Raw genomic sequence first — 21640 nt, forward strand, 5'->3', positions numbered from 1 at the left:
CTCTCAGCGCTGTCGAACCAATGTCATGTCAGCTGTCAGGCGAACCTCAGCCGAGTTCAGGTGATTGCTGGGTCTACATTCACGATGATGGCAAACGGCGCTCCCAGCGTCAGCGACATTGTCCCGACTGCGCTTTCTCGAGTTAGCCCCGGTTTCGGCCGGTCAGTCGATGCCGTAGGGCAGTTCGAGAAAGATGTCGTCCTTGGCCTCGCTCGCTCAGGAGAGGGTGAAGCCGACGAGCTTGCGCCCGGCGTTCGTGAAGACGGTCGCGATGCAGATGCGCCGGTCCCGGGCGGCGGCGGGCTCGGAAGCGAGCGCGCCGACGGTGTCGATCCGCGAGACGGTCAGGCCCACGAGCTTGGTGCCCGGTGCATCGGTGATGGTATCGCGCAGACCGCGTCGGCTCACCGGGCTGTCACAGCGGGTATCCGCCCGGGCGTGGTTGCGAAGAGGCCGTCCTGACGCCGAGCCCGCATGTGTCCAACGACGCCGGCGAGGCCGAGGGCGACGAGCCCGCTGAGCGCGCTGAGCGCGAGCCCCCTGCGCGCCGGGCTGAGGATGAACCGGATGTTTGACGCCTGACCCGTAAACTCTGCCATGAACAGCTCCGCTGCTGCTGGTCAGCAAGCTTCACGGCAGGGTCGAGAAGTTTAGCAAACCAGCGAATTCCTGACCGGCGGGCTGTCGCAGGTCGGGATGTCCAACGAGATGCTTCGTCAGTATGCGGAGCGGAGTGCCATGAGCGCGAGCCAGTCGCCGGCCGGACCGCCCTTGTCGATCAGCGCGCGGCTGCGCTGGACCTGCCCCACCGCGTCCGTGACGGCGACCTCGTAGAGGACCAGCGCGTCGCCGTCCCACATCAGACCGTACTTATCGAAGAGCACGCCAGTGCCCGGCGCCACGGTGCTATCCTCGCTGGCCGGTACCGCCGCCGCCGGTGCGAGCTCCGGGTTCATGGGCGAGTCGCGGGTCACGCTCACGCCTGCCGGCGGCACCTCCTTCGGGTTGCACAGGTAGGTCGACGCCTCAACCGACAAGCGGCCGTTCCGCTTTGCGCCCATTTGCGCCGCTCAGGGCTGGCTGGCAAGATCCCAAAAGCGGACACACCTCAGTAAGGCCGAAGCGCCGGATTGCACCGCGAATGAAACTTCTCTTTCTATGGACGGTCTGGAGTTCGCCAAGCACCTGAAGCGATGATTGACGGCTGGCGGCGAGCACATCGTTGGAGAGCAGCATGGTACAGCGACGTGACCTGCTCCTTGGCATGGCGGCTCTTGCCGCAAGCGCACCCGTGCGGGCTCAAGAATCCAAACCCACACTGCGGCTGACGCTCGGGACGGCGACCCCGGGTGGTTCGTTCCCGGCCTTCGGCCGCGCCCTCGTCGCGGCGGTCCATGAGGTCGATCCGGGCGTGGGGATCGAGCCGAGGATCACCAAAGGCTCGACGGAGAACCTGACCTTGCTCAAGGCGGCCGAACTCGACCTCGCGTTAGTGCAGGGCGAGTACGCCTACGAGGCTTTATCCGGCCAAGGTGCCAACGACCCCAGCTTGAAGGTCGTGGCACCCATCGATGCTTCGCCCGGCCTGTTCGTGGTACCAGCCGGTAGTTCGATCCGGGGCGTGCAGGATCTGCGCGGCCGTGCCGTCGCACTCGGCACGCGCGGCTCGGGCTTCACGATCATGGGGCGAACCGTGCTGCAAGGCTCCGGCCTCGATCCGACTCACGACATCTCGCCGATCCTCCTCGACGACGCCGGCGACGGCGCCACACAGGTCCTCGACGGCCGGGCGGCGGCCCTATGGGGCGCGAGCCTCGGCTGGCCGGGCTTCAAGACCCTCGCGGACACGCCCGGCGGCGCTCGCTTCTTCGGCCCGGCGCCCGAGGCAATCCCGAAAATCCTGGCCCTGCGCGCCTCGATGCGCCGTCTGACTGTTCCGGCCGGCTCGTTTCGCGGACAGGACGCACCGATCGAGACCGTTGGGTCCTGGAGCTTTATCCTCGCTCGACCAGAGCTGGACGAGGCCGCCGTCACCCGGCTCGTGCACGCGATCGACCGAGGTCGAGAGACCTTGGCCCGGCTCTATCCTCAGGGCCGCGAGAGCGATCCGCGCAACCTGGTCTCGAATGTGCCGGCGGCTTGGCTGCACCCGGGAACGGCGGCGTTTCTCCACGAGATCGGAGCGCGTCCGGAGTGATCACGACCGGCCGGCTTTCGCGAGATGCGTCTTCCGGCTAAGTCTGCATGGCCAAGCTCGACGTTCGAACCGGCTGGCCCGTGAGGAAGCCCGAGATGATCCGCTCCCTGTGCGTTGCCGCAGCCGCGCTCAACCTGATGCTGCCGGGTGCGCGCGCCGACGAGATCAAGCCAAGCGCCGTTCCTGCCTCCCCGGCGGCGTCCACTTCAGCGCTCGCGACGCAGGTCCCCGAGATCGCGTTCGACTCGGTCCCGGACTTCCTGAAGCTGCCGCCGGACATCCATTTCGGGGAGGTGGCAGGCATCGCCCTGAACTCGAAGGGGCACATCTTCATCCTGTCGCGCGGCGCGACGCAGGGCCCGGCCTACGGCGCGGCGGCGGCCCAGCTCCTGGAGTTCAATCCGGACGGCACCTTCGTCCGGGAAATCGGCCATGGCCTGTACGCCTGGTCCTTCGCCCACGTCGTGCGCGTCGACCCTGAAGATAACATCTGGGTCATGGACAAGGGCTCGGATATGGTGGTGAAGTTCACCCCCGAGGGTCGCGTCGCCATGGTCTGGGGCCGCAAGACGGAGGCCGCCGACGAGACTGCCGAACCTTGGAAGCACCCCATGCCACCGCTGCCGCCGGTGCAGGGCCAGTTCCGGCAGGTCACCGACGTGGCCTGGGACAAGGCCGGCAACGCCTACATCAGCGACGGCTACATCAACTCACGCGTGGCCAAGGTCGACAAAGACGGCAACTGGGTCGACTCCTACGGCAGCTACGGAACCGAGCCGGGTCAGTTCCGCACCCTGCACTCGATCGCCTCGGACGCGAACGACAACATCTACATCGCCGATCGGGGCAACGCTCGGATCCAGGTGATGGACACCGCTGGCCACATCCAGCGGATCATCAAGATCGACGTGCCGTTCGACTACGACAAGGCGCGTGCCATCATCCGCGGCAAGCCGGCCAAGGATCGCACCACGGTCGACCTGTTCACGCCGGGCGCGCCCTGGGCGTTGTGCATCACGCCCGGACCGAAGCAGGTGCTCTACGTCGCCGACGCCTTCCCGGGGCGGATCTACAAGCTGTCGCTCGATGGCAAGGTGCTGGGTGTGCTCGGCGAGACGGGCAAGCAGCTCAAGCAGTTCGGCTGGATCCACGAGATCGCCTGCCCGTCAGAGAACGAGATCTATGTCGGCGAACTGCTGAACTGGCGCCCGCAGAAGCTGGTCCTCCATCCGTGATCGCGCGTAGCGTCACGGCAAAGCCTACTCTTGGCGATAGGAAGGCTGGGCAGCGTGTCGGGCGATCGACACGTTCGAGCGCAGCGTTGCTCAGGCAATTAATCAGGCTCTGACTTGTACGGAACCCGAGACTGGAGCCGACGATGAGCCATCGGCCGCCGGGGGAAGCTTCCGTGCACGGCAGCGGCTTCCGTTCAAACCGTGACTTTGTCGGGCCTGTGGCTCTCCTCCTCGGCATCAACTTGAACGTCGAGCAGCACTACGCCCGGCGTCGACAGCCACGCCTGCACCGCCGGCCTCAGATTGGCGACGCTGTCGGCTCTGAAGCCCTGGGCGCCGACCGCACGCGCATAAGCTGCGAAGTCGATGTGACCGAGCTTGCAGCCGTATTCCGGGGCGCCGATCTCCCGTTGCTCGCTCTTCACCTGCGCCAGTGCGTCGTTGTTGAGCACCATCACCTTGACGTCGAGCCCGTGCAGGACCGCCGTCGACAACTCCGCCATCAGCATCGCCAAGCCGCCATCACCCGCTACGGCGATCGAGGGGCGACCTTGATGGGCGAACGCGCCCGCGATCGCCAGCGGCAGCGCTGAGGCCATCGTCACCAGCGTGCCCGAGCCCGTCCAGCTCTGACCATCCCGGATCTGGATGTGGCGGGCGGCAAAATGGGTGTTCGCGCCACAATCCATACTGAACAAGGCATTGGCTGGTGCGAGGTCGCTGAGCGCGCGCATCACCGTCTGCGGCCGCAGGCGCGGACCTTTCTGGGTCGTCTCAACCTGGTCGAGAAGGCTGCGCCAATCGCGCATGCGCGTCTGCGCCTCAGTGAGGAAGCCGTGGTCAGCCCCCACCTTCAGCAGCGGCATCAGCGCGTCGAGCGTCGCGCCCATGTCGCCGGTCAGGCCGACCTCGACGGGGTACTTGAGGCCGATGTGATCCGGCTTGATGTCGATCTGCACGCCCCGCGCCTGACCGGGCTTCGGATAGTAGTCGATCCACGGCATGGTTGTGCCCAGGATCAGGACCGTGTCGCAGGTCTGCATGGCCCACTGTGAGGGAGCCGTGCCGAGATGACCAATGCCGCCGGTGGTCAGCGAATCATCGTCGGGCAGGAGCGCCTTGGCGAGGTAAGCCTTGGCGACCGGCGCGCCGAGGCTCTCGGCGAGGCGGCGCAGCTGCGGCACGGCGTTCGCGCAGCCCTGACCGGCCAGGATGGCGACGCGCTTGCCGGCGTTGATGACTTGTGCGGCAGCCTGAAGCTGGTCCGCGGGCGGTGTACCCATCGGCGGCGACCAGGAGGATGAGGTGCGCCCGCCGTGGTTCTCGGGCGAGGGTTTGTCGGCTGAGAGGGCTTGGCGCTGCACGTCCTTGGCGATGGTGAGGTGCGCGACACCCCGGCCGGCGAGTGCCGCGCGGCAGGCGCGGTTGACGAGCATCACGGCGTTGGCGGGGCCGGTGACGCGCTCGTTGAACAGCGCGACGTCCTGCATCAGCTTGACGGTGTCGACGCTCTGCATGAACCGCATTCCCTCCAGGTCGTGGAAGGTCGTGCCGGTGATCGCGACCACCGGGGCGTTGTCGTAGGCGGCGTCATAGAGCCCGTTCATCAGGTGGACGGCACCGGGTCCGGTCGTGGCGAGACAGACACCCAGGCGGCCGCCGTGCTTGGCCATGCCGCCGGCCATGAAGGCGGCAGCCTCCTCGTGACGGACGCCGATGAAGGCGATCTTGTCCTGGCGTTTGCGCAGGGCTTCGACGATGGGGTTGATGCCGTCGCCGACGATGCCGAACACTTGGGTAGCGCCCCAGGTGATCAGGGTATCGACCAGGATGTCGGCGGTGTTCTCGTCAGCCACGAGGGGCGGCGCAGGTTGGGATGTGACGCGCTCGGTCTGCTCGACCTGGGCAGAGGCGGCAGAGGCGGGGGCACCTATCGCGGCTGCGGCGCCACCGGCGAGTTTGACGAAGGCGCGGCGATCGACGGTCGACGGAAGTTCGGCGTTCTTGTCTCTGGCCATGGTTCGCTTCCGGTTCCACAACCCGCTGCGGTCGACAGAGTCAGCGTCTTGCGCACCATGTGGTTCCAGCTGCAGCGAAGGCTCGCAGGTCTGTGATTCAAACCCACCGGGCTCGACGGTGGTGTCTCTCCGGGGCCGTGTTCCTCACCCGTCAGCAGGGTTGCCAAAGCGAGGTGCTTGGCCCGGGGGACGCCAGCCGCTACCCTGACGCGACCAGATCCGCCATGCCCAGCAGCGCCTCGCTCTCAGGTCTGATCAAGTGGCGGATCGCGCCGTCCGGGCGCAGGCACTGCTCACGCCCCTCCGCGACGAATTGGTGTGGCCACCGATGACGGAGATCCAGACCGTTGAGCAGATGATGCTCTCATCGGCGGCTCGCTCGATATCGCCGGCAGAAGAGCTCCCTCCCGACTTGCAGACGAGCTTCGTGCACGAGGGGCTGAGCAGCCACTACTGCGCTGCTCTCGATCAGCCGGTTGACATGCTGGGCGGTAAGACACCACGCGCCAGCGTTCGAACGCAGGCGGGCCGTGACAAGGTTGCGGCTTGGCTGATGTTCCTGGCGACTGAGAGCAGGCGTGGCCGTACGCCCGACGATTCGATGGCGAGCTACGACTTCGCCTGGATGTGGACCGAGCTCGGCATCACCGACCTACGCCGGTGAACCGATCTTCCTGTGAAGCGAGAAGAAGCGTCCCAGCTTCGACGTTGCGCATCTGCGGGAACTCGGCCCGGCATTCGAAGCCAGCATACCGCTTCGCGCCCGTTTCGGACATTCAGCTCGCCGGGATGACGGGCCGTAAGCTGACATTTCAGGATCTGATTGTGTTACCCGCTCAAGGTCGGCTTGTGGGGCTCTAACCGGCGTCGATGAGTGTCCTTAACCCGCGAGCCTCGCCAGATACGGTGATGTGCTGCGAGCCGTCTCCCGGCCGCTGCAACAACTCACCGATCGTATCCGCGGTGCAGCGGCGGCGCGAGGAAGGCCCTCGCGGAAGCGGCGACAGGCCGGCCATCATCACAGGCTGGGCTCCGCAGCCCGGTTGCTGACGTTGACGAGTTCGGTCAGGGCTGGTCATCAAGGCAGTTGCGTGGGGACGGGTTGTAGCGCGTTCGATCCTGGGGTGAGAGCTATGTTCCGAGACGAAATGGCGGATCGAGTCGCGGCGGACGGCTTCATCGCCGCGCTCGATCAGAGCGGCGGATCGACCCCCGGCGCGCTGCGCCTCTACGGTATCCCTGACGACGCCTACACCGGCGACGCCGAGATGTTCGCACTCATCCATGCGATGCGCGTGCGCATCATGACCTCGCCCGCCTTCACGGGGGCGAAGGTGATGGGTGCAATTCTGTTCGAGGGGACGATGGATGGCAGCGCCGCCGGAAAGCCCGTTCCGGCCTTCCTTTGGGAGGAACGCGGGATCGTACCGTTCCTCAAGGTCGACAAGGGGCTTGCTCCTGAGACCGACGGGGTGAGGCTGATGAAGCCGATACCGGACCTCGACGCGCTTCTCGACCGCGCCATCCGGCTCGGGGTCTACGGCACGAAGATGCGCTCGGTCATCAACATGCCTTCCGAGCGCGGCATCGCCGCCGTCATGGAGCAGCAGTTTGCGATCGCCGACCAAATTGCCTCGCATGGGCTCATGCCGATTATCGAGCCGGAAGTGTCCATCAAGAGCCCCGACAAGCGCGGCGCCGAAGCACTCCTTCTTGCGGAGCTAACACAGCGGCTCAACGATCTTCATGAAGGGCGGCAGGTGGTGCTGAAGCTTACCTTGCCTGACGCCGCCGACCTCTACGCACCGTTGACCCGTCATCCGCGGGTGACCAGGGTGGTGGCGCTGTCGGGCGGCTATTCGCGGGCGGAAGCCTGCGCCAAGCTGGCCGGCAATCACGGCGTGATCGCGAGTTTCTCACGCGCTCTGACGGAGGGCCTCACGGCTGGCATGAACGATGACGCATTCGATGCCACACTCGCCGATGCGATCGACGAAATCTACAAGGCATCGATAGACAAATATCAGCATTGAGAAGACTGACATCATTTAATTTGGGTCGCAATGCGGCTGATCTCTGACGTAGATCAGGAGCTCCACTTGAGTCAGCGCTGCGAGCGCATGTCAATGCACATCCGCGTTGCTCCACCGCTCGCCTAAAAGCGACCGCCCAGCCTTCGGCCAGACTACGTCATGCCGGATCGTCAGCGCGCAGAACCGGCCGTTCGGCTTTGCGCCCATCTCAGTCATTCAATGAGAATGGTCGGCCGCTCGGAAGCGGACGTGACAGTTGGCAAGCCTAAGCGCACGCTTATGGCACATTCGACCTGATGCTCAGGTATTCTAGATAGAATGCATCATATTAACCGCCCGCCACGCCTTGGGTATTCACGTAGGCAGCATAAAGCGACTTACTTGCGGCCATGAAAAGCCGGTTTCGCTTGCGCCCGCCGAAGGCCACGTTGGGGCATCGTTCCGGGAGATGAATATGACCGATGGCCTTGCCGGTCTTATCGAAAATGCGGACGCCATCGAAGGCTTCGCTCATCCCCCACCCACACCAGAGATTGCCATCGACGTCCAATCGGAACCCGTCCGGCCGCTCTCCGGGCTGCGCCTGGATGAAGATCCGGTTGTTGGCGAGCCTCGTGCCGTCATCCACCACGTCGAAGACGCGGATCACCCTCGGATTTGCGGCTGCCTCAACGACGTAGAGCAAGGACTCGTCGGGCGAGAAGGCCAGACCGTTTGGACGCCCGACGTCCCCCGTGACGATCGCGATGCGCCCGTCCCGGCCGTCGACGCGGTAGACGTTGGTCGGCAACTCCTGAGGGGCGGCGTCACCCTCATAATTGCCCAGGATGCCGAACGGCGGATCCGTGAACCAGATGGAGCCGTCCGACTTACACACGATGTCGTTGGGCGAGTTCAGACGCTTGTCGTCGAAACGGTCGGCGATGACGGTGAGGCTGCCGTCCGGTTCGAGCCGAGTGACTCTCCGGCCGCCATGCTCGCACGTAAGAAGCCGGCCCTGACGGTCGCGGGTATGGCCATTCGGATAGCCGGCCGGCTTCTGGAACTCGTCAACCTGGCCGGTGGATTCCTGCCAGCGGAGAGTTCGGTCGTTCGGAATATCTGACCAAATCAGGCAACGCTGATCCGCCATCCAAACGGGTCCCTCGCTCCAACGGGCCCCCGTCCAGAGACGCTCCACGGCGCCGGCATCCAGCCTGTACTTGGCGAAGCTCGGATCCAGGATTTCGAATGCAGGATCCGGGTAGCGCACGGTGTCGTCCCAGCGCGCGGACGAGGGCCCCGCGGCCAGGAACGAGGCTGCTCCGGTCGCAAGCGAGAACAGATCCCGACGTGTGGTCTTGGTCATCGTTTCGCCTCCTCATCATCCTCGATCCAGGATCGCTCGATCAGCCGCCGAGCAAGGCGTGCCGCTGGTCTGGAGTGAGGGCCATGAGAGGCGGACACAGGCGAAGCCAACCGTCCTCGCCCGTCGCCTGCGCGATAAGCGTCTTGATCGCAGCCATCTGGCGGGGGCCGACGGTGCGCTCGCGCTCGTTCACCACGCGAGCCTGCGCCGCGGCGACCTCATCCGCCTTCGACGGGTCGGCATGGTGCCGGTAGACGAAAGCGAGATCCGCCGCACAAATATTGGAGGTGGCGGTGATGCAGCCCGCAGCGCCCTTCGACAGAAGCGGCAGCAACAACGGGTCGGCGCCGGTCAGCACTGCGAAGCCGGGGAACCGCTCGATCATCGCCACGTGGTTGGCGATGTCGCCGGAGGAATCTTTGATGCCGGTCACGGTCTCCGGATAGCGCGCCCGCAGCCGCTCGATCAGGTCGTGGGAGATCGGCACGGCCGAGACTTGGGGGATGTGGTAGAGCACGACACGAAGCCGTGCATCGCCGATCCGCTCGATGACCTCGGAATAGGCGGCGAACAAGCCGTCATCGGTGACACCCTTGTAGTAAAAAGGCGGAAGCATCACGACCGTATTCACGCCGAGCGAGAGAGCGTGCTTCGTCAGGTCGATCGTCTCCGCGATCGCCGCAACGCCGGTGCCAGGCATCAGCTTCTGCGGGGCGACGCCAGCCTCGACCGTGACGTCGAGGAGCGCCTTGCGCTGAGCCAGTGAGAACGAGTTCGCTTCCCCGGTCGTGCCGAGCAGGGCGACGCCGTCGCAGCCCTGCGCGATCAGCCGCCTGGCATGAGCCACGAACAGCGTGTGGTCGGGCGCGTAATCGGCCGTGAGCGGCGTAGCAGCGGCGCAGAACACGCCGCGGGGATGAAGGACGGTCATCACAGGAACCTTCAGTAGGCGGCTCGGTAGAGCGTGAGGATGTCGGCGCGGCTCATGTCGCGCGGATTGTTGTCGAGGAGCCTTCGGATGGCGTGAGCCTCGCCCGCCATCGCGTCGAGATCGTCCTCCGGCACGCCGATGCGCGACAGGCGAAGCTCCACGCCGAGGTCGGCACAGAACCGGGTGGCGTGCTCACGGACGGTGGCTTCGTCGGCGCTGGCCGGGGCGCCCAAAGCCTGGAGCACGAGGGCGGTCTTCTCCGGCACGGCAGGGGCATTGAAGGCCAGGGTGTGCGGGAAGATCGCCGCGCAGGCGAGCCCGTGGGCGACATGGTGCCGGGTGCCGAGCGGATAAGCCACGGCATGGCCGGCAGTGGTGTTCACCGGTCCAAGGCAGAACCCGCCGTAAAGCGAGGCCAGAGCCAGCCCGGCTCGGGCCTCACGGTCGGAGCCATCGGCGACCGCGCGCGGCAGGTAGCGGCCGACGAGGCGGGTGCCTTCCAGCGCGTAGAGATCGATGGTTGGGTGCGCCTTCCGGCTGGTGAAAGCCTCGACGCAATGGGCCATGGCGTCGACGCCCGTGGCGGCGGTCACGGCGGCCGGCACGGTCATCGTCAGGTCGGGGTCGATGACAGCGAGGTCCGCCAACATATGGCGGCTCTGCACCGCGAGCTTGGCTTGCGCCACCGGGTCGGTGACGAGGGAGCGCGTGCCCGCCTCGCTGCCGGTGCCTGCGGTGGTCGGGACCTGGACGAGGCCGATCCGGCGACCGAGCACCTTCTTGGGGCCGACGACATCGCGCAGGGTCTGGCCGCTGCCCGGCAGGACGGCAGCGAGCTTGGCGAGATCCATGGCGCTGCCGCCGCCGAAGCCGATCACGCAATCGGGCCGGACCTCGTCCGCGAGCGCCAGCACCGAATCGAGGTTCGGGAGGTCCGGCTCCGGTTTCACCGTGCCGAACACGGCGATCTCGCCGGACAGGCCGAGAAGATCGACCCGGCCGGCATTGAAGGCATCAGCCACCACGAGCGGGCGGCGGTAGCCGCGCTCGGCGAGGAAGCGCGCCACGCGGGACAGTGTGCCCGCGCCGAAGGCGATCTCCTGCGGCCGGACGAGGTCAATCGGCGAGGCGATATTCATGGCGATCCTCACGCGGCGCGGCGGTTGGCGGCGAGCTTCTCGGCGAACTCGATCGCCTCGATCAGGCTGCGCTCGTTGGCGATGCCCTTGCCCGCGATGTCGAAGGCGGTGCCGTGATCGACCGAAGTGCGGATGATCGGCAGGCCGAGGGTGACGTTCACGCCAGAGAGGTCCATCCACTTCCCCGTCGCCGGATCGATCTCGAAGCCGAGCAGCTTCACCGGGATGTGCCCCTGATCGTGGTACATCGCGACCACCGCGTCGTACTGGCCGGCGCGCAGCTTCACGAACACCGTGTCGCCCGGCACGGGGCCGTGGATGTCGAGCCCGTCCGCGTTGGCCTTCTCGATGACCGGCGTGCTGACGTCGAGATCCTCGCGTCCGAACAGGCCGCCCTCGCCGGCATGGGGATTGAGCGCGGCCACCGCGATCTTCGGCCGGGCGAGCCCCAGGCCCTTCAGGGTCTTGTCGGTGAGGTCGATGACGAGGCGCAGGCGCTCCGGCGTCAGGCGCTTCGGAACGTCCTGCAGGGCGACGTGGGTGGTGACGTGCGAGACGCGCATGTTGCCGTGGGCAAGCATCATCACCGAGCCGCGCACGCCGGTGAGTTCGGCCAGCATCTCGGTATGACCGGCATAGTGGTAGCCGGCCTTATTGAGCGCCTCCTTGTTGAGGGGAGCCGTGACGATGCCGCCGATCTTGTCCGCCATTGCCAGACGGACGCCGGCCTCGATCGCCTTGTAGGCGAAGCGGCCACTATCGGCGGAGAGCTTGCCGGGCTCAATGGGCGCGCCCTCCGCATCTGCATGGAGGCAACAGAGGGCAGGCCAGGTAGCTGCCTCAGAGACTTCGGCGATCCGCTCCGGCAGAAGGTCCAAGGTCTCCTCCGCCCGACGCAGGGCCGGGACGCTGCCGATCACCATCAGCTTCAGGTCTCCGGCATCGATCCGGTCCTTGAGCCGCGCGGCGGCCTTGACGATGATCTCGGGGCCGATACCGGCGGGATCACCCATGGTGATGGCGAGATGCTGGGTCATGTGCCGCTCCTGGTGTGCGGAAAGCCGTTTTGGTGGAGGAGGTCGCGCCAGAGGCCGGGCGCGCCGAAGGCCCCCGATTTCGACACGACCGGCAGACCGTCCCAGCGTCCGCCGCGCAGCGTCGAGCGTGGGAGGCCGGGGGCGATCTGCCCGGTCACGTCGAGGTAGTCGACGGACAGGGCGAGGCAGAGCGCCTTGAGCGTCTCGCCCCCGGCGACGAGAAGGCTCCCCGGCCGGGGAAGATCGTCGATCAATCGTGCGAAGGCCCCGGCGATCTGCCCGGCGGCGACCTCGCGGGCCGTGCCTGGGGGAAGGTCGAGGCTCGCCATCACCGCACCGCCGCGGGCTAGGCGATCCATGATGAGGTCGCGATGCGGCGCGCCGCGGGTGAGAACGAGCCGCAGGGCCCCGCAAGCCGCGAGCTGGGCCTCGGTTTCCTCGCGGTCGGACCCGAACAATCCAAGGACCGGTCCTTCCAGGCGGATATTGGACGGCGGCGTCACCCCTCTGGCGAGGGCGGCGGCGAGGCCGCCGCTGCCGCACCACAGAACGGGGCCATCCGCCGGCAGGGCCGCGATGGCGGCAAGATCCTCATCGGTGCGCGCATCGTAGACGGCGACCCCCTCGACCGGCCCGTCCGCGATGGAGGCCCGGCGGGCGGGGAGACCGGCCTCGCGCAAAGTCTGGGCGATATCGCCCGAGACGGGGGTCCAGTCCTCGCCGCGCCACATCAGTTGGCGGCCTTCCACCGTCGCCCGGCCTTGGTAGGGGAAGGCGGGCGCCACGACGCAGCGCCGCCAGCCGCCCGCCTGCACCGCGGTCGCCAGCTCCGCCGCCCAGGGACCGCGCATGAGGCTGTCGAGCTTCTTCAAGGCGATGTCTGCCCCGTCGAGGCGGGGCAGGAGGCCGTGCGTGATCCGCACCGCCTCCTCCGCTATGCGCTCCCGCGTCCCGGAATCGATGGCGAGCGAAGCCGATGCGCTATCCGACATGATCTCCGGCCAGACGACCGGGATGGTGCCACAGAGGCCGGTGAGTCCGGCCGCCGTGTCGAGGGTCCCGGTCAGGTCGTCGGCGATCAGGCGCAGGGTGGGCATCGGAGCCTGCCTCAGGCCTTGGACGGGGTGGCACCGGCCGCGAGGGCGCTGCCCTCGGCCTCGTCGTCCCGGCTCTTCAGCGGCGCGATCTCGCCGACGATGAACAGGTACGAGCAGGCGCCGACGATGCTGAGTGTTCCCGCCACCGCGAGCGGTACCACGAACGAGCCCTGGGTGATCGAGACCATCACGCCAGTGAAGGTGGTGATGGCGATGCCCGCGAGGTTCGAAGCGAAGTTCTGGATGCCGGAGATCGAGGCGACATGGGCCGGGGTCGGAGCGACGTCGCCCGGCAGCGTCCAGATGTTGGCGCCGGCGAAGGCGAGGCCGGAATACGAGATCGCCAGCAGGGTCAGGGCCGCCGCGTCACCGGGCACCAACGGCGCGAGGGCCACGACCGAGGAGGCGAGCAGGCCGCCGACGAGGCAGGTCTTGCGGGCGGCGGTGAGGCTCCAGCCCCCCTTGAACAGGCGGTCGGACAGGTAGCCGCCGAGCCAGCCGGCCGGGATCGCGACCAGGCCGGGCACCAGCCCGAGCGTGCCGAGCTTCGCCAAGGAGAAGCCGCGGGACTGCGTGAGGTAGGACGGGAACCACGTGGTGTAGAAGTAGATGACGAAATTCAGGCAGAAGAACCCGATCATCATCCCCCAGATCGTCCGGTAGCGGAACAGTTCGGCGTAGCGGATCTTCTTGGCGCCCGCCTTCACCGCGTAGTCGGCTTCCAGCACGGCAAGCTGCTCGGCCGTGACGGCGGAATGGTTCTTCGGATCGCGATAGAGCACGTACCACAGCACCATCCACACGAGGCCGATGGCGCCGGTGACGAGGAAAGCCTCGCGCCAGCCGAGATTGGCGATGATGAAGGCGACGAGCGGCAGGGTCATCGCCGAGCCGACGCGCGAGCCCGAGGCCCATACGCCGGTGGCGAGCCCGCGCTCCGAGCGGCGGAACCACAGGGAGGTGACCTTGGCATTCACGGGATAGCAGAACGCCTCGCCGATCCCGAGCACCATGCGGCAGGCGATGAGCGAGGCCACGCCACCAGCGAACGCCGTCGCCAGGGTCGCGACCGACATGATCAGCGTGGCCACCGTGTAGGTCAGCCGCGAGCCGAACTTGTCGATAAGCCAGCCGCCCGGCAGCTGCATCAGCACGTAGGACCAGAAGAACGCCGACAGGATCAGGCCCATCAGGGCCGGATCGATGCCGTACTCCTTCTGGATCATCGGCACGGCGACGCCCAAGTTGGCGCGGTCGACGTAGTTGATCGCCACCGCCAGGAAGCACATCAAAACGATGGTCCAGCGTTGCTTGGGCAGCTTTATGCTCGTTTGTCCCGTCACGGCCTGTTCCTCCCTCTTCTCGTTCTTCAGTCCATCAAGACCTTGCCGGGGTTCATCAGGCCGGCCGGATCGAGCACGCCCTTGATCGCCCGCATCAGGTCTAGTTCCAGGGGATCGGTGACGCGGGCGAGCCGGCCTCGGTTGGACAGGCCGATGCCGTGCTCGGCACTGATGGCGCCGCGCTGCAGACGGGTCTCGTCGTCGACGATGCCGTTGATGAGCGCGACGACCCGCTCGGTCTCGCCGCTCTCCGTGAGCCGCGCCCGGTCGATGAGGGCACAGACATGGATGTTGCCGTCGCCGATATGGCCGTGCATCGCCACGATGGCGTGCGGCACCGCCTCTTGGATCCGCCTCTCGACGTTCACCGCGAAGGCGGCCTGACGATCGAGGGGAACGGCGCTGTCGTGGGAGACAACCAAGCCGGACCGCTTGTTGCCCTCCGAGACGCTGTGGCGGACCTTCCAGATGCCCTTGGCCTGTGCCTCGCTCGACGCGATCAGCGCGTCCGAGATCAGCTCCCGCTCCAGAGCCTCGCCCAGGGCGGCTTCGAGGGGGGGCGCGAGGTCCGTCCCGGCCAGCGTGTCGGTAAGCTCGATGATGAGATACCACGGCGTGTCGAGGCTGAACGGGATCGCCGTGTCCGGCACATGATCGCGGATCGCCTCGATCTGGTTGCGGTTCATGATCTCCAGCGAACCCAGCCGGTCGCCGACATGGGAGCGGAGCAGACCCATCACTTCCAGCGCCTGCTCGACGCCAGGCAGCATCGCCAGCGCCGTCAGCGACACCCGGGGCCGGGCGAAGAGCTTCAGCACCGCGCCCGTGATGATGCCGAGGGTGCCTTCGGCGCCGATGAACAGCTGCTTCAGGTCGTAGCCGGTGTTGTCCTTCCGCAGGGCGCGCAGGCCGTCGAAGATCCGGCCGTCGGGAAGCACCGCCTCGACTCCGAGCACGAGTTCCCGCGTCGGGCCGTAGCGCAGCACGGCGGTGCCGCCCGCGTTGGTGCCGATATTGCCGCCTATCTGGCAGGACCCCTCGGCTCCGAGGCTCAGGGGGAAGTACCGGTCCGCCGCCTCGGCCGCGGCCTGGATGTCTGCCAGCACGCAGCCGGCCTCGACGGTGATGGTGTTGGCCAGCGGGCTGACCGCCCGGATCGCCCGCATCCGGTCCAGCCGGATCACGAGGTTGTGGCCGGGCGCCGTTGGGGTGGCGCCGCCGCACAGGCCGGTATTGCCGCCCTGCGGGACGATGGCGACGCCCTCGCGGTGCGCCAGTGCGACGACCTGCGACACCTCGGAGACGTTGGCGGGCTTCACCACCGCGTCGGCCTGGCCGTGATAGCGCTCGCGCCAATCGGTCACGTAAGGGGCGAGGTCGTCCTGCGGACCCATTACATTCCGGGGGCCGACGATGGCGACCAAGCGATCAATAAAGCCTTGAGCATCACTCACGGCGATCTCCCTAGGAGCAGGGCCTAGCCCTGCGTCTACTTGTTATAAAGTTGTAATGCTGATACCCGCCGCCGCGCGACAGGTCAAGTGGTCTTGGCCGCCCAATTTAAGACAGGTTCCGCTCGGTAGCATTTACCTACCAGTTGGGCATGCATCGGGGCGGCGGATTGACGGTTCGACGCGAGCCGTAAAGCACCTGACATCTTTTTAACAACTCGGGTGACGGCAGGGCCAAGATGTGTCAGGTTGGTGCTTTCTCGAACCGACACCCATCAGAGCGGCAGTGTGGGAACGGAACGCCAGTGACAGCATCCTTGGCCCCATCACCCGAGGCGCCAACGCCTCGCCCGACAAGTCTAGTGGATACCGTCTACCGGGCGATCCTCGCCGGCGTGGCTGACGGCACCTATGCGCCGAACGACCGCTTGCCGAGCGAGCACGATCTCGCCGGCCAGTTCAGGGTCTCGCGACCCGTTGTGCGTTCAGCTCTCGACCGGCTGAGGCGCGAGGGGACCATTGTGTCGAGGCGCGGCGCGGGAAGCTTCGTCCGGGCGAGCGAGGCGAAGCAGACGCTCGGCTTCGCGCCGGTGGAGAGCATCGCCGACATTCAACGGTGCTATGAGTTTCGCCTCACGATCGAGCCGGATGCTGCCTTCCACGCGGCCCTGCGGCGGGACGAGGCCGCCCTCCACCGCATCGAGGCGGCGCTTGAGCTTCTCACGGCGGCAACGCGCCAGGAGCAGCATCGGGAAGATGCCGACTTCATGTTCCACCATGCGATCGCGGAAGCTTCGAACAACCACTATTATGCGGCCTCACTTCAAGCGCTGCGTTCCCACATCGCGGTAGGCATGAAGATCCATGGCCTGTCCCTGCTCGGACCGAATTCAGGTCTGAAAGGCGTGCTCGAAGAGCACGAGGGTATCTTCCGCGCGATCCGAGATGGGGAGGGTGATGGAGCGCGTCACTCGATGGCCGCGCATATACGCACGTCGCGGGACCGCTTATTTGAAGGACGGTTGCTCGATCTTTCGCTCTGAGCCCCGGGATCTTGGCCCGGTCGATTGTCAATTAGATCAGCCGACAAAGTCGGATTCGTGGAGGCTCGTCCGCTTTCCGAAGTGGCGCCATCCGAACCGGACGGACCGCTTTCGGCCAAACCCTGCCAATCCCCACCGCAGCTTCGCGCCATGAGCAGAAGTTGGCTCGACGCCCGGTAGCGGACGTTCAGCCGCGCGAAGCCATCCGTCCGGTGTCGACCCATCGCGGAAGTTCAAACGGTCTGCTTTTAGAAACACTGATCCCTTATCGTGGTCGGGCATAAAACGGAAACTTTGCATTTCGGCTAGACAAACAGTCAGGCGGGTCCAGAGCGTGCAACGTGGCTGGATCTTTCGACGGGGTGCCCCAATCAAGTCTTTTCTAAGTTCTCAGGACAGACACTAATCAAGACGGTATTCTTCGGTCAAAATGCGAGGAAGCAGTGCCGGTCAGCCAACTCGTCCACGCCATCCCCAACAATTATGCCGCTCACAAGTAGCGGAAGTTGAAGCCCCCGCTCGCCCAGCACCTGCGCTGGACCTTTCACTTCACCTCGACCGCCTGCTCTTGGTTGAACGCAGGCGCGGCATCAACCCCGCCCGCAGGTTATCTTGGGATCATCAACTTGCTCTTTTATCTTCTCCCCAGCAATTTCTTCATCTCCAAAGCAAAGGAGGTTTGTATTTCCTTTTTGTACCCCGCAATTGCCAGAAAGTGTCCCTTCGCCGCCTTTAACATTCCGCAACTTCCAAGATCCATTACACAAATAAGAGCCGCCCGAGCCGTCATGAGTGCATCTGATTTCTGCTATTTTATTACCAGCGCCGCTAGTTTTGATGCTGCCTTTGCACCTGACCCCTGCAATAGCTTGTCCGCCCACCGCGATTAAGCCAACAACGAAAATGATAACGTAGTTCGACATGAAGGGCGCTCCTCTGATTTGCAATTAATCTGCCACAAGTGTCGGCCGAGTGCTGTCGACCTCATCGGGAGGCAGGGCAGCGGTAAGGTCAGCTCCGCACTTTGCAGTGGCGTCTGCCTCGCTTGTTCCGAGCGCAGCCCTGTAGCAGGTGGCAGCGGCACTCTCGAAGCTCTTCTTAATTTTCGCCGCCAAAATCAACTTTGCCTTGAGAGTGTCTTCGACGTCCTTGTAGAAGATGGCCCGCTTTGCGGGATCGGTAATACTAAGTGCAAACGATAGATCCCCCATTGCACTCAGCAAACGTTCGAAGGTTGGTTGCCTCGCCTTAAGGCTGTCGAAAGCGACGTCTTGCCAACGTCCAAAATTCTCTCGTCCCTTCAGTGCAAACCGCCAGTATGGCTGGACATCAACTCCAATAATTGCGCTTTGATCTGGTTCGGCAGCGGCAACTTGGTCAGAATATGTCGAGTGAATGTAACGAGCGGCCTCTAATATACCACCAGTCTTGTTGGGATCAGGTGCATTCTTGCCGATCAGGCCCTGATCGCCATTCCTCGTTGCAATATATGTTGCAACTTCATTGATTTTTGTCTCAGCGTCGTTGTTCGAATATCCAGCATTGAAAAGGCCCGTTAAGCCAGCAGACAATTTTAATTTGCTATCCTTTTCATATTTATCTTTCTTCAGCGTAAAATGGATTGTTTGGTCAACAACGTCACCACGGTAGATTGCGGAAACGAAATGAGTTCCGCATACATCCATAAACTCCGTCCGTGTCGCTGCCTTTGATAGGTCTTTATTTGCAATTTTTTGAGCGGTATCACTCCATGCCCCGTCATTGCGTGTTTCGATTTTCGTGATGATACGACGATAAAGGCGTGCAAATTGGTTCACAGACGAGAACGACGTCTCAGTGTGCATATCATCGTCGAGACCTGCGGAAAAAAGCTTATACGTGAACGAAAAAGTCGCTGATTGCTGTGAAACCTTATCATATGACTGCATATCTGATACGGTATTTATGTACTCCACATCGAACTGAGCTGCTCCTTTTCGACCATCGCTATGGTCATGTCCGTTTTGGACAACGCAATCTCCGCGTAGCGCGTTCTTGATGATGTCGTAGCCTTGGCCAAGCGCTACTGACAGTTTTGGAGGTGGTATGTCTGAGCCGCCTTGGACCTTAACCCCTGGCGAGATCGATCTGAGCGGTATGTACTCTGCAGCCGCAGGTGTCGCTATGCAGAGTGCTATCAGAGCGATATTTCTGAATTGCCACATGACGAATACCCCGCGCGTTGGTGGGATTGTCGACAGTTCAGGATTGTGGCATTTGGCGAGGCGCTCAGCAATCGGGAGTTTTGTAGCGTTGCAGCATTGCGTTCCTTACGGATCAAAGCTGAGAAAGGAGGCTCGGCGAAAATCGCATGGGTTGGGCTGTGGGGGGGCGAAAGGATTCGTTTTGAGATCTCAATCGCGCTCCGTCCCGCCGACCGTCGTCTCCATGCGATGGCGGCCTATCGCATCACTCAACAGAAGTGCACGTTGGGGTGGCTATCGTGCTGTTTCGGCTGATGGCATTGGCCCGATCGTGATTATGTTCCGGACCGATACCTCGCAGACCTATGTCTAACACTGGCTGGAGCGCTTCGCCGCGGAGGCCATTGATGGCTTGATACAGGGCTCGGCCGGCTGAAATCGCGTCCGCCGGTGTGTCCGCTTCCAGGCGTCGAGCCGACTACCGCTTCCCACCCTGAACCGAAGTTGCCAGACAGCCGATGAATGGCCGCTTAGGGGAGACGCCCAGGGCAGCCCAGGTGGCCGGGTTGGGTCGGATGCCGAACATCCGCTTTCGGACGCAAGGCCGGGGTCCGCTTGCCACCCTTCTCGGACGAAGAGACTGGGTGCGGCGACCTGTGGAGGTCGCCGCGGTGATGGTTAAATATCGGTCTGCTCAGACATCACCAGCGCGTCGTCCGCCTCGATGCCGAGGTAACTCACCGTGCTCTCTAACTTCGTGTGCCCGAGCAGCAGCTGGCAGGCGCGCAGGTTGCCGGTGCGCCGGTAGATCAGCGCGACCTTCGTCCGGCGCAGGCTGTGCGTGCTGTAGCCCGCTGGGTCGAGGCCGATCAGCGTCACCCACTCGTCGACGAGCCGCCCGTACTGTCGCGTCGTCAGATGTTCGCAGGGACGGCTGCGGCTGGGGAACAGCCAGTCACTTGCCCGTAGCCCCCGTAGCTTCAGCCAAGCCGCCAGCGCCGCTCGGGTCGTCTCGGTCAGCTCAAAGGGGACGGGCCGGCCGGTCTTTTGCTGGATGATGGTGGTGCGCAGGCGAATGCCATCGCCGAGGTGGACATCAGCCAAGCGCAAGCCGACGATGTCGCAGCCCCGCAGCTTGCTGTCGATGGCCGTGTTGAACAGGGCGAGATCGCGCGTACGGCCTTCATGCTGTAGGCGCGTACGGATCGCCCAGATGTGCTTGGGCTTGAACGGCGGCTTGGGCCCGATGAGGCGGCCCCCGTTCCAGGGGCGGCGGGTGGTCTCGTTCGTCGAGTGCATGATGAAGCTCCGTCAGTGGAGCCATCAGCATCTCACCCGCCCGCGATCAGCCCGCGTCCCGGTTGCCCGACCCCGACGTCGGCGGGTAGCCCGAGACGTGTAGGAGGCAGAGACAGGCACCGCGCTTTCGCGGATACGGCGGCACGGCTACATATCTGACGTGCCCATCCTCCTAGCGCTCGGCGCCCTCCTGCTCGGCCTCGTGTTCGGCCCCCAGTGGTGGGTGCGCCGGGCGATGCGGCAACACGCGACCGAGCGGCCGGATCTGCCAGGGACCGGAGGTGAACTCGCCCGCCATCTGCTCGACTTAGCGGGGCTAGAGCACGTTCCCGTCGAGATCGCGCAAGCCGATCACTACGACCCGGTCGCGAACGTCGTGCGCCTGTCGCCCGAGAACCATGACGGCCGCTCGATCACGGCGGTCGCAGTCGCGGCACACGAGGTCTCCCATGCGCTCCAGCACGCGGCGGGGGACCGGCTTTTCGCGGCGCGGGTGAGGTTCGCCCCGGTCGTGCAAGGCTTCGAGTTTGCCGCGGCCGTGGTGATGATGACTGCGCCCGTAGTGCTCGCCCTCGTTCATTCGCCGGTGCTGCTTGCCCTACAGGTCGGTGTCGGCATCGCACTCCTCGGCGTTCGCCTCGTGTTCCACATCCTGACACTCCCCGTCGAACTCGACGCGAGCTTCCGCCGAGCCCTACCCATCCTGGAGACGGGTCGCTTCCTCGACGCAGGCGACATGCCCGGCGCACGCACCGTATTGCGCGCTGCGGCCCTCACCTACGTGGCCTCGTCCCTCATGGCGCTCGTGAACATTGCCCGCTTTCGGCGGCTCCTCCCTTTCTAAAATCTTCGCGGTGAGGGGCCGTTGCCCCTGCCCGCCAAACTGCGAGTGGACCGCCACCTTCGGAACCAGATCTGGCTATTTCTCTTAAATGCTGTGCGCCATGAGCAGACATCAGCCCGCCGCCCGACAGCAGACATTCAGGTTCTGCTGAACGCCCGTCCGGTGTCGACCCAACCCAGTCGCTGGAATTGCCGTCGGCGCTACTCCGAAGCAGCCGTTCATTACCGTCCAGCATCGTCGAATCAAGTTGTAGAATGGCCGCTGACGTTCCGCCCGCAAAACGCGGAATGGCTGTTGTCAGGTAATTACTCAGGCCCTTGCGCGGGTTGGGTTTCGCTGATTCCCTCGTGGGATGGGACGCAGCGATCTTGAGCGGTTGAGCCGCGAGGAGCTGATCGAGCTGGTGCTGCGGCTGCAGCGTCCGGACAAGACCTCGCGCACG

At 64.8% G+C, this 21640-nt stretch carries 20 protein-coding genes; 6 read left to right on the forward strand and 14 right to left on the reverse strand.

Annotated elements, in window-relative coordinates; genetic code table 11:
- Positions 1 to 216: 216 nt before the first annotated feature.
- The 3 genes from MKK75_RS09095 to MKK75_RS09105 all read right to left on the reverse strand — a co-directional run bounded on the left by MKK75_RS09095 (position 217) and on the right by MKK75_RS09105 (position 1037).
- Complete coding sequence (locus tag MKK75_RS09095; RefSeq protein ID WP_244042264.1) at positions 217 to 408, reverse strand: hypothetical protein; 192 nt, start codon at positions 406 to 408, stop codon at positions 217 to 219.
- Complete coding sequence (locus MKK75_RS09100) at positions 405 to 599, reverse strand: hypothetical protein (RefSeq protein WP_244042265.1); 195 nt, start codon at positions 597 to 599, stop codon at positions 405 to 407. Before MKK75_RS09100 ends, MKK75_RS09095 begins: the two co-directional genes overlap by 4 nt.
- Before the next feature lie 117 nt (positions 600 to 716).
- Positions 717 to 1037, reverse strand: a complete 321-nt coding sequence (locus tag MKK75_RS09105; protein WP_244042266.1) for a hypothetical protein — start codon at positions 1035 to 1037, stop codon at positions 717 to 719.
- 197 nt (positions 1038 to 1234) lie between these two features.
- Here MKK75_RS09105 and MKK75_RS09110 point away from each other — a divergent pair, with 197 nt between their 5' ends.
- A complete protein-coding gene (locus MKK75_RS09110) occupies positions 1235 to 2197 on the forward strand; it encodes a TAXI family TRAP transporter solute-binding subunit (protein WP_244042267.1) in 963 nt (320 codons plus the stop codon).
- 47 nt (positions 2198 to 2244) lie between these two features.
- A complete protein-coding gene (locus MKK75_RS09115; protein ID WP_244042268.1) occupies positions 2245 to 3432 on the forward strand; it encodes a peptidyl-alpha-hydroxyglycine alpha-amidating lyase family protein in 1188 nt (395 codons plus the stop codon).
- A 194-nt stretch (positions 3433 to 3626) separates the two neighbouring features.
- Here MKK75_RS09115 and MKK75_RS09120 read toward each other — a convergent pair whose 3' ends face one another.
- Positions 3627 to 5450: a thiamine pyrophosphate-binding protein gene (locus MKK75_RS09120; RefSeq protein ID WP_244042269.1), complete on the reverse strand. Its 1824-nt coding sequence runs from the start codon at positions 5448 to 5450 to the stop codon at positions 3627 to 3629.
- 328 nt (positions 5451 to 5778) lie between these two features.
- Here MKK75_RS09120 and MKK75_RS09125 point away from each other — a divergent pair, with 328 nt between their 5' ends.
- Positions 5779 to 6114 (forward strand): hypothetical protein, encoded by a 336-nt coding sequence (locus MKK75_RS09125; protein WP_244042270.1) that lies wholly within the window; start codon positions 5779 to 5781, stop codon positions 6112 to 6114.
- A gap of 484 nt (positions 6115 to 6598) precedes the next feature.
- Positions 6599 to 7483: a fructose bisphosphate aldolase gene (locus tag MKK75_RS09130; protein WP_409567545.1), complete on the forward strand. Its 885-nt coding sequence runs from the start codon at positions 6599 to 6601 to the stop codon at positions 7481 to 7483.
- 328 nt (positions 7484 to 7811) lie between these two features.
- Here MKK75_RS09130 and MKK75_RS09135 read toward each other — a convergent pair whose 3' ends face one another.
- Genes MKK75_RS09135 through MKK75_RS09165 form a run of 7 tightly spaced genes read right to left on the reverse strand, consistent with a single transcriptional unit; the run spans position 7812 to position 15832 of the window.
- The gene (locus tag MKK75_RS09135; protein WP_244042272.1) at positions 7812 to 8831 is read right to left on the reverse strand and encodes an SMP-30/gluconolactonase/LRE family protein; all 1020 of its coding nucleotides are present in this window, start codon (positions 8829 to 8831) and stop codon (positions 7812 to 7814) included.
- Between the two features lie 40 nt (positions 8832 to 8871).
- Positions 8872 to 9762, reverse strand: coding sequence for a dihydrodipicolinate synthase family protein (locus MKK75_RS09140; protein WP_244001653.1), 891 nt, complete (start codon positions 9760 to 9762; stop codon positions 8872 to 8874).
- An 11-nt stretch (positions 9763 to 9773) separates the two neighbouring features.
- Positions 9774 to 10901 (reverse strand): iron-containing alcohol dehydrogenase, encoded by a 1128-nt coding sequence (locus MKK75_RS09145; RefSeq protein ID WP_244042273.1) that lies wholly within the window; start codon positions 10899 to 10901, stop codon positions 9774 to 9776.
- A gap of 8 nt (positions 10902 to 10909) precedes the next feature.
- The gene (pdxA, locus tag MKK75_RS09150) at positions 10910 to 11938 is read right to left on the reverse strand and encodes a 4-hydroxythreonine-4-phosphate dehydrogenase PdxA (RefSeq protein ID WP_244042274.1); all 1029 of its coding nucleotides are present in this window, start codon (positions 11936 to 11938) and stop codon (positions 10910 to 10912) included.
- A complete protein-coding gene (locus tag MKK75_RS09155; protein WP_244042275.1) occupies positions 11935 to 13035 on the reverse strand; it encodes a four-carbon acid sugar kinase family protein in 1101 nt (366 codons plus the stop codon). The genes pdxA and MKK75_RS09155 overlap by 4 nt, the downstream gene beginning before the upstream one ends.
- An 11-nt stretch (positions 13036 to 13046) precedes the next feature.
- Positions 13047 to 14378 (reverse strand): MFS transporter, encoded by a 1332-nt coding sequence (locus MKK75_RS09160; RefSeq protein WP_244042276.1) that lies wholly within the window; start codon positions 14376 to 14378, stop codon positions 13047 to 13049.
- 26 nt (positions 14379 to 14404) lie between these two features.
- Positions 14405 to 15832 (reverse strand): FAD-binding oxidoreductase, encoded by a 1428-nt coding sequence (locus tag MKK75_RS09165; protein WP_244042277.1) that lies wholly within the window; start codon positions 15830 to 15832, stop codon positions 14405 to 14407.
- A 236-nt stretch (positions 15833 to 16068) separates the two neighbouring features.
- On the opposite strand from MKK75_RS09165, the gene MKK75_RS09170 reads away from it, so the two are divergent.
- Positions 16069 to 16872, forward strand: coding sequence for a FadR/GntR family transcriptional regulator (locus MKK75_RS09170; RefSeq protein WP_279593715.1), 804 nt, complete (start codon positions 16069 to 16071; stop codon positions 16870 to 16872).
- A gap of 590 nt (positions 16873 to 17462) precedes the next feature.
- On the opposite strand, the gene MKK75_RS09175 is transcribed toward MKK75_RS09170, so the two are convergent.
- From MKK75_RS09175 to MKK75_RS09185, 3 genes are all read right to left on the reverse strand, one after another.
- Positions 17463 to 17795: a hypothetical protein gene (locus tag MKK75_RS09175; RefSeq protein WP_244042279.1), complete on the reverse strand. Its 333-nt coding sequence runs from the start codon at positions 17793 to 17795 to the stop codon at positions 17463 to 17465.
- A gap of 24 nt (positions 17796 to 17819) precedes the next feature.
- Positions 17820 to 19076 (reverse strand): hypothetical protein, encoded by a 1257-nt coding sequence (locus MKK75_RS09180; RefSeq protein WP_244042280.1) that lies wholly within the window; start codon positions 19074 to 19076, stop codon positions 17820 to 17822.
- A 657-nt stretch (positions 19077 to 19733) separates the two neighbouring features.
- Positions 19734 to 20354, reverse strand: a complete 621-nt coding sequence (locus MKK75_RS09185) for a tyrosine-type recombinase/integrase (RefSeq protein WP_244042281.1) — start codon at positions 20352 to 20354, stop codon at positions 19734 to 19736.
- Positions 20355 to 20514: 160 nt separating this feature from the next.
- On the opposite strand from MKK75_RS09185, the gene MKK75_RS09190 reads away from it, so the two are divergent.
- On the forward strand, positions 20515 to 21198 hold the full coding sequence (locus MKK75_RS09190) for a zinc metallopeptidase (protein WP_244042282.1): 684 nt from the start codon (positions 20515 to 20517) through the stop codon (positions 21196 to 21198).
- Positions 21199 to 21640 lie beyond the last annotated feature (442 nt).

This window comes from Methylobacterium sp. J-030, from assembly GCF_022829545.1.
In the GTDB taxonomy this organism is placed as follows: Bacteria; Pseudomonadota; Alphaproteobacteria; order Rhizobiales; family Beijerinckiaceae; genus Methylobacterium.

What these genes read in the sequence shown, in the direction of transcription:
- MKK75_RS09100 (WP_244042265.1), bottom strand. Translation starts at nt 599, where the DNA reads ATGGCAGAGTTTACGGGTCAGGCGTCAAACATCCGGTTCATCCTCAGC.
- MKK75_RS09110 (WP_244042267.1), top strand. Translation starts at nt 1,235, where the DNA reads ATGGTACAGCGACGTGACCTGCTCCTTGGCATGGCGGCTCTTGCCGCA.
- MKK75_RS09115 (WP_244042268.1), top strand. Translation starts at nt 2,245, where the DNA reads ATGGCCAAGCTCGACGTTCGAACCGGCTGGCCCGTGAGGAAGCCCGAG.
- MKK75_RS09120 (WP_244042269.1), bottom strand. Translation starts at nt 5,450, where the DNA reads ATGGCCAGAGACAAGAACGCCGAACTTCCGTCGACCGTCGATCGCCGC.
- MKK75_RS09125 (WP_244042270.1), top strand. Translation starts at nt 5,779, where the DNA reads ATGACGGAGATCCAGACCGTTGAGCAGATGATGCTCTCATCGGCGGCT.
- MKK75_RS09130 (WP_409567545.1), top strand. Translation starts at nt 6,599, where the DNA reads ATGGCGGATCGAGTCGCGGCGGACGGCTTCATCGCCGCGCTCGATCAG.
- MKK75_RS09135 (WP_244042272.1), bottom strand. Translation starts at nt 8,831, where the DNA reads ATGACCAAGACCACACGTCGGGATCTGTTCTCGCTTGCGACCGGAGCA.
- MKK75_RS09140 (WP_244001653.1), bottom strand. Translation starts at nt 9,762, where the DNA reads ATGACCGTCCTTCATCCCCGCGGCGTGTTCTGCGCCGCTGCTACGCCG.
- MKK75_RS09145 (WP_244042273.1), bottom strand. Translation starts at nt 10,901, where the DNA reads ATGAATATCGCCTCGCCGATTGACCTCGTCCGGCCGCAGGAGATCGCC.
- pdxA (WP_244042274.1), bottom strand. Translation starts at nt 11,938, where the DNA reads ATGACCCAGCATCTCGCCATCACCATGGGTGATCCCGCCGGTATCGGC.
- MKK75_RS09155 (WP_244042275.1), bottom strand. Translation starts at nt 13,035, where the DNA reads ATGCCCACCCTGCGCCTGATCGCCGACGACCTGACCGGGACCCTCGAC.
- MKK75_RS09170 (WP_279593715.1), top strand. Translation starts at nt 16,069, where the DNA reads ATGTGTCAGGTTGGTGCTTTCTCGAACCGACACCCATCAGAGCGGCAG.
- MKK75_RS09175 (WP_244042279.1), bottom strand. Translation starts at nt 17,795, where the DNA reads ATGTCGAACTACGTTATCATTTTCGTTGTTGGCTTAATCGCGGTGGGC.
- MKK75_RS09180 (WP_244042280.1), bottom strand. Translation starts at nt 19,076, where the DNA reads ATGTGGCAATTCAGAAATATCGCTCTGATAGCACTCTGCATAGCGACA.
- MKK75_RS09185 (WP_244042281.1), bottom strand. Translation starts at nt 20,354, where the DNA reads ATGCACTCGACGAACGAGACCACCCGCCGCCCCTGGAACGGGGGCCGC.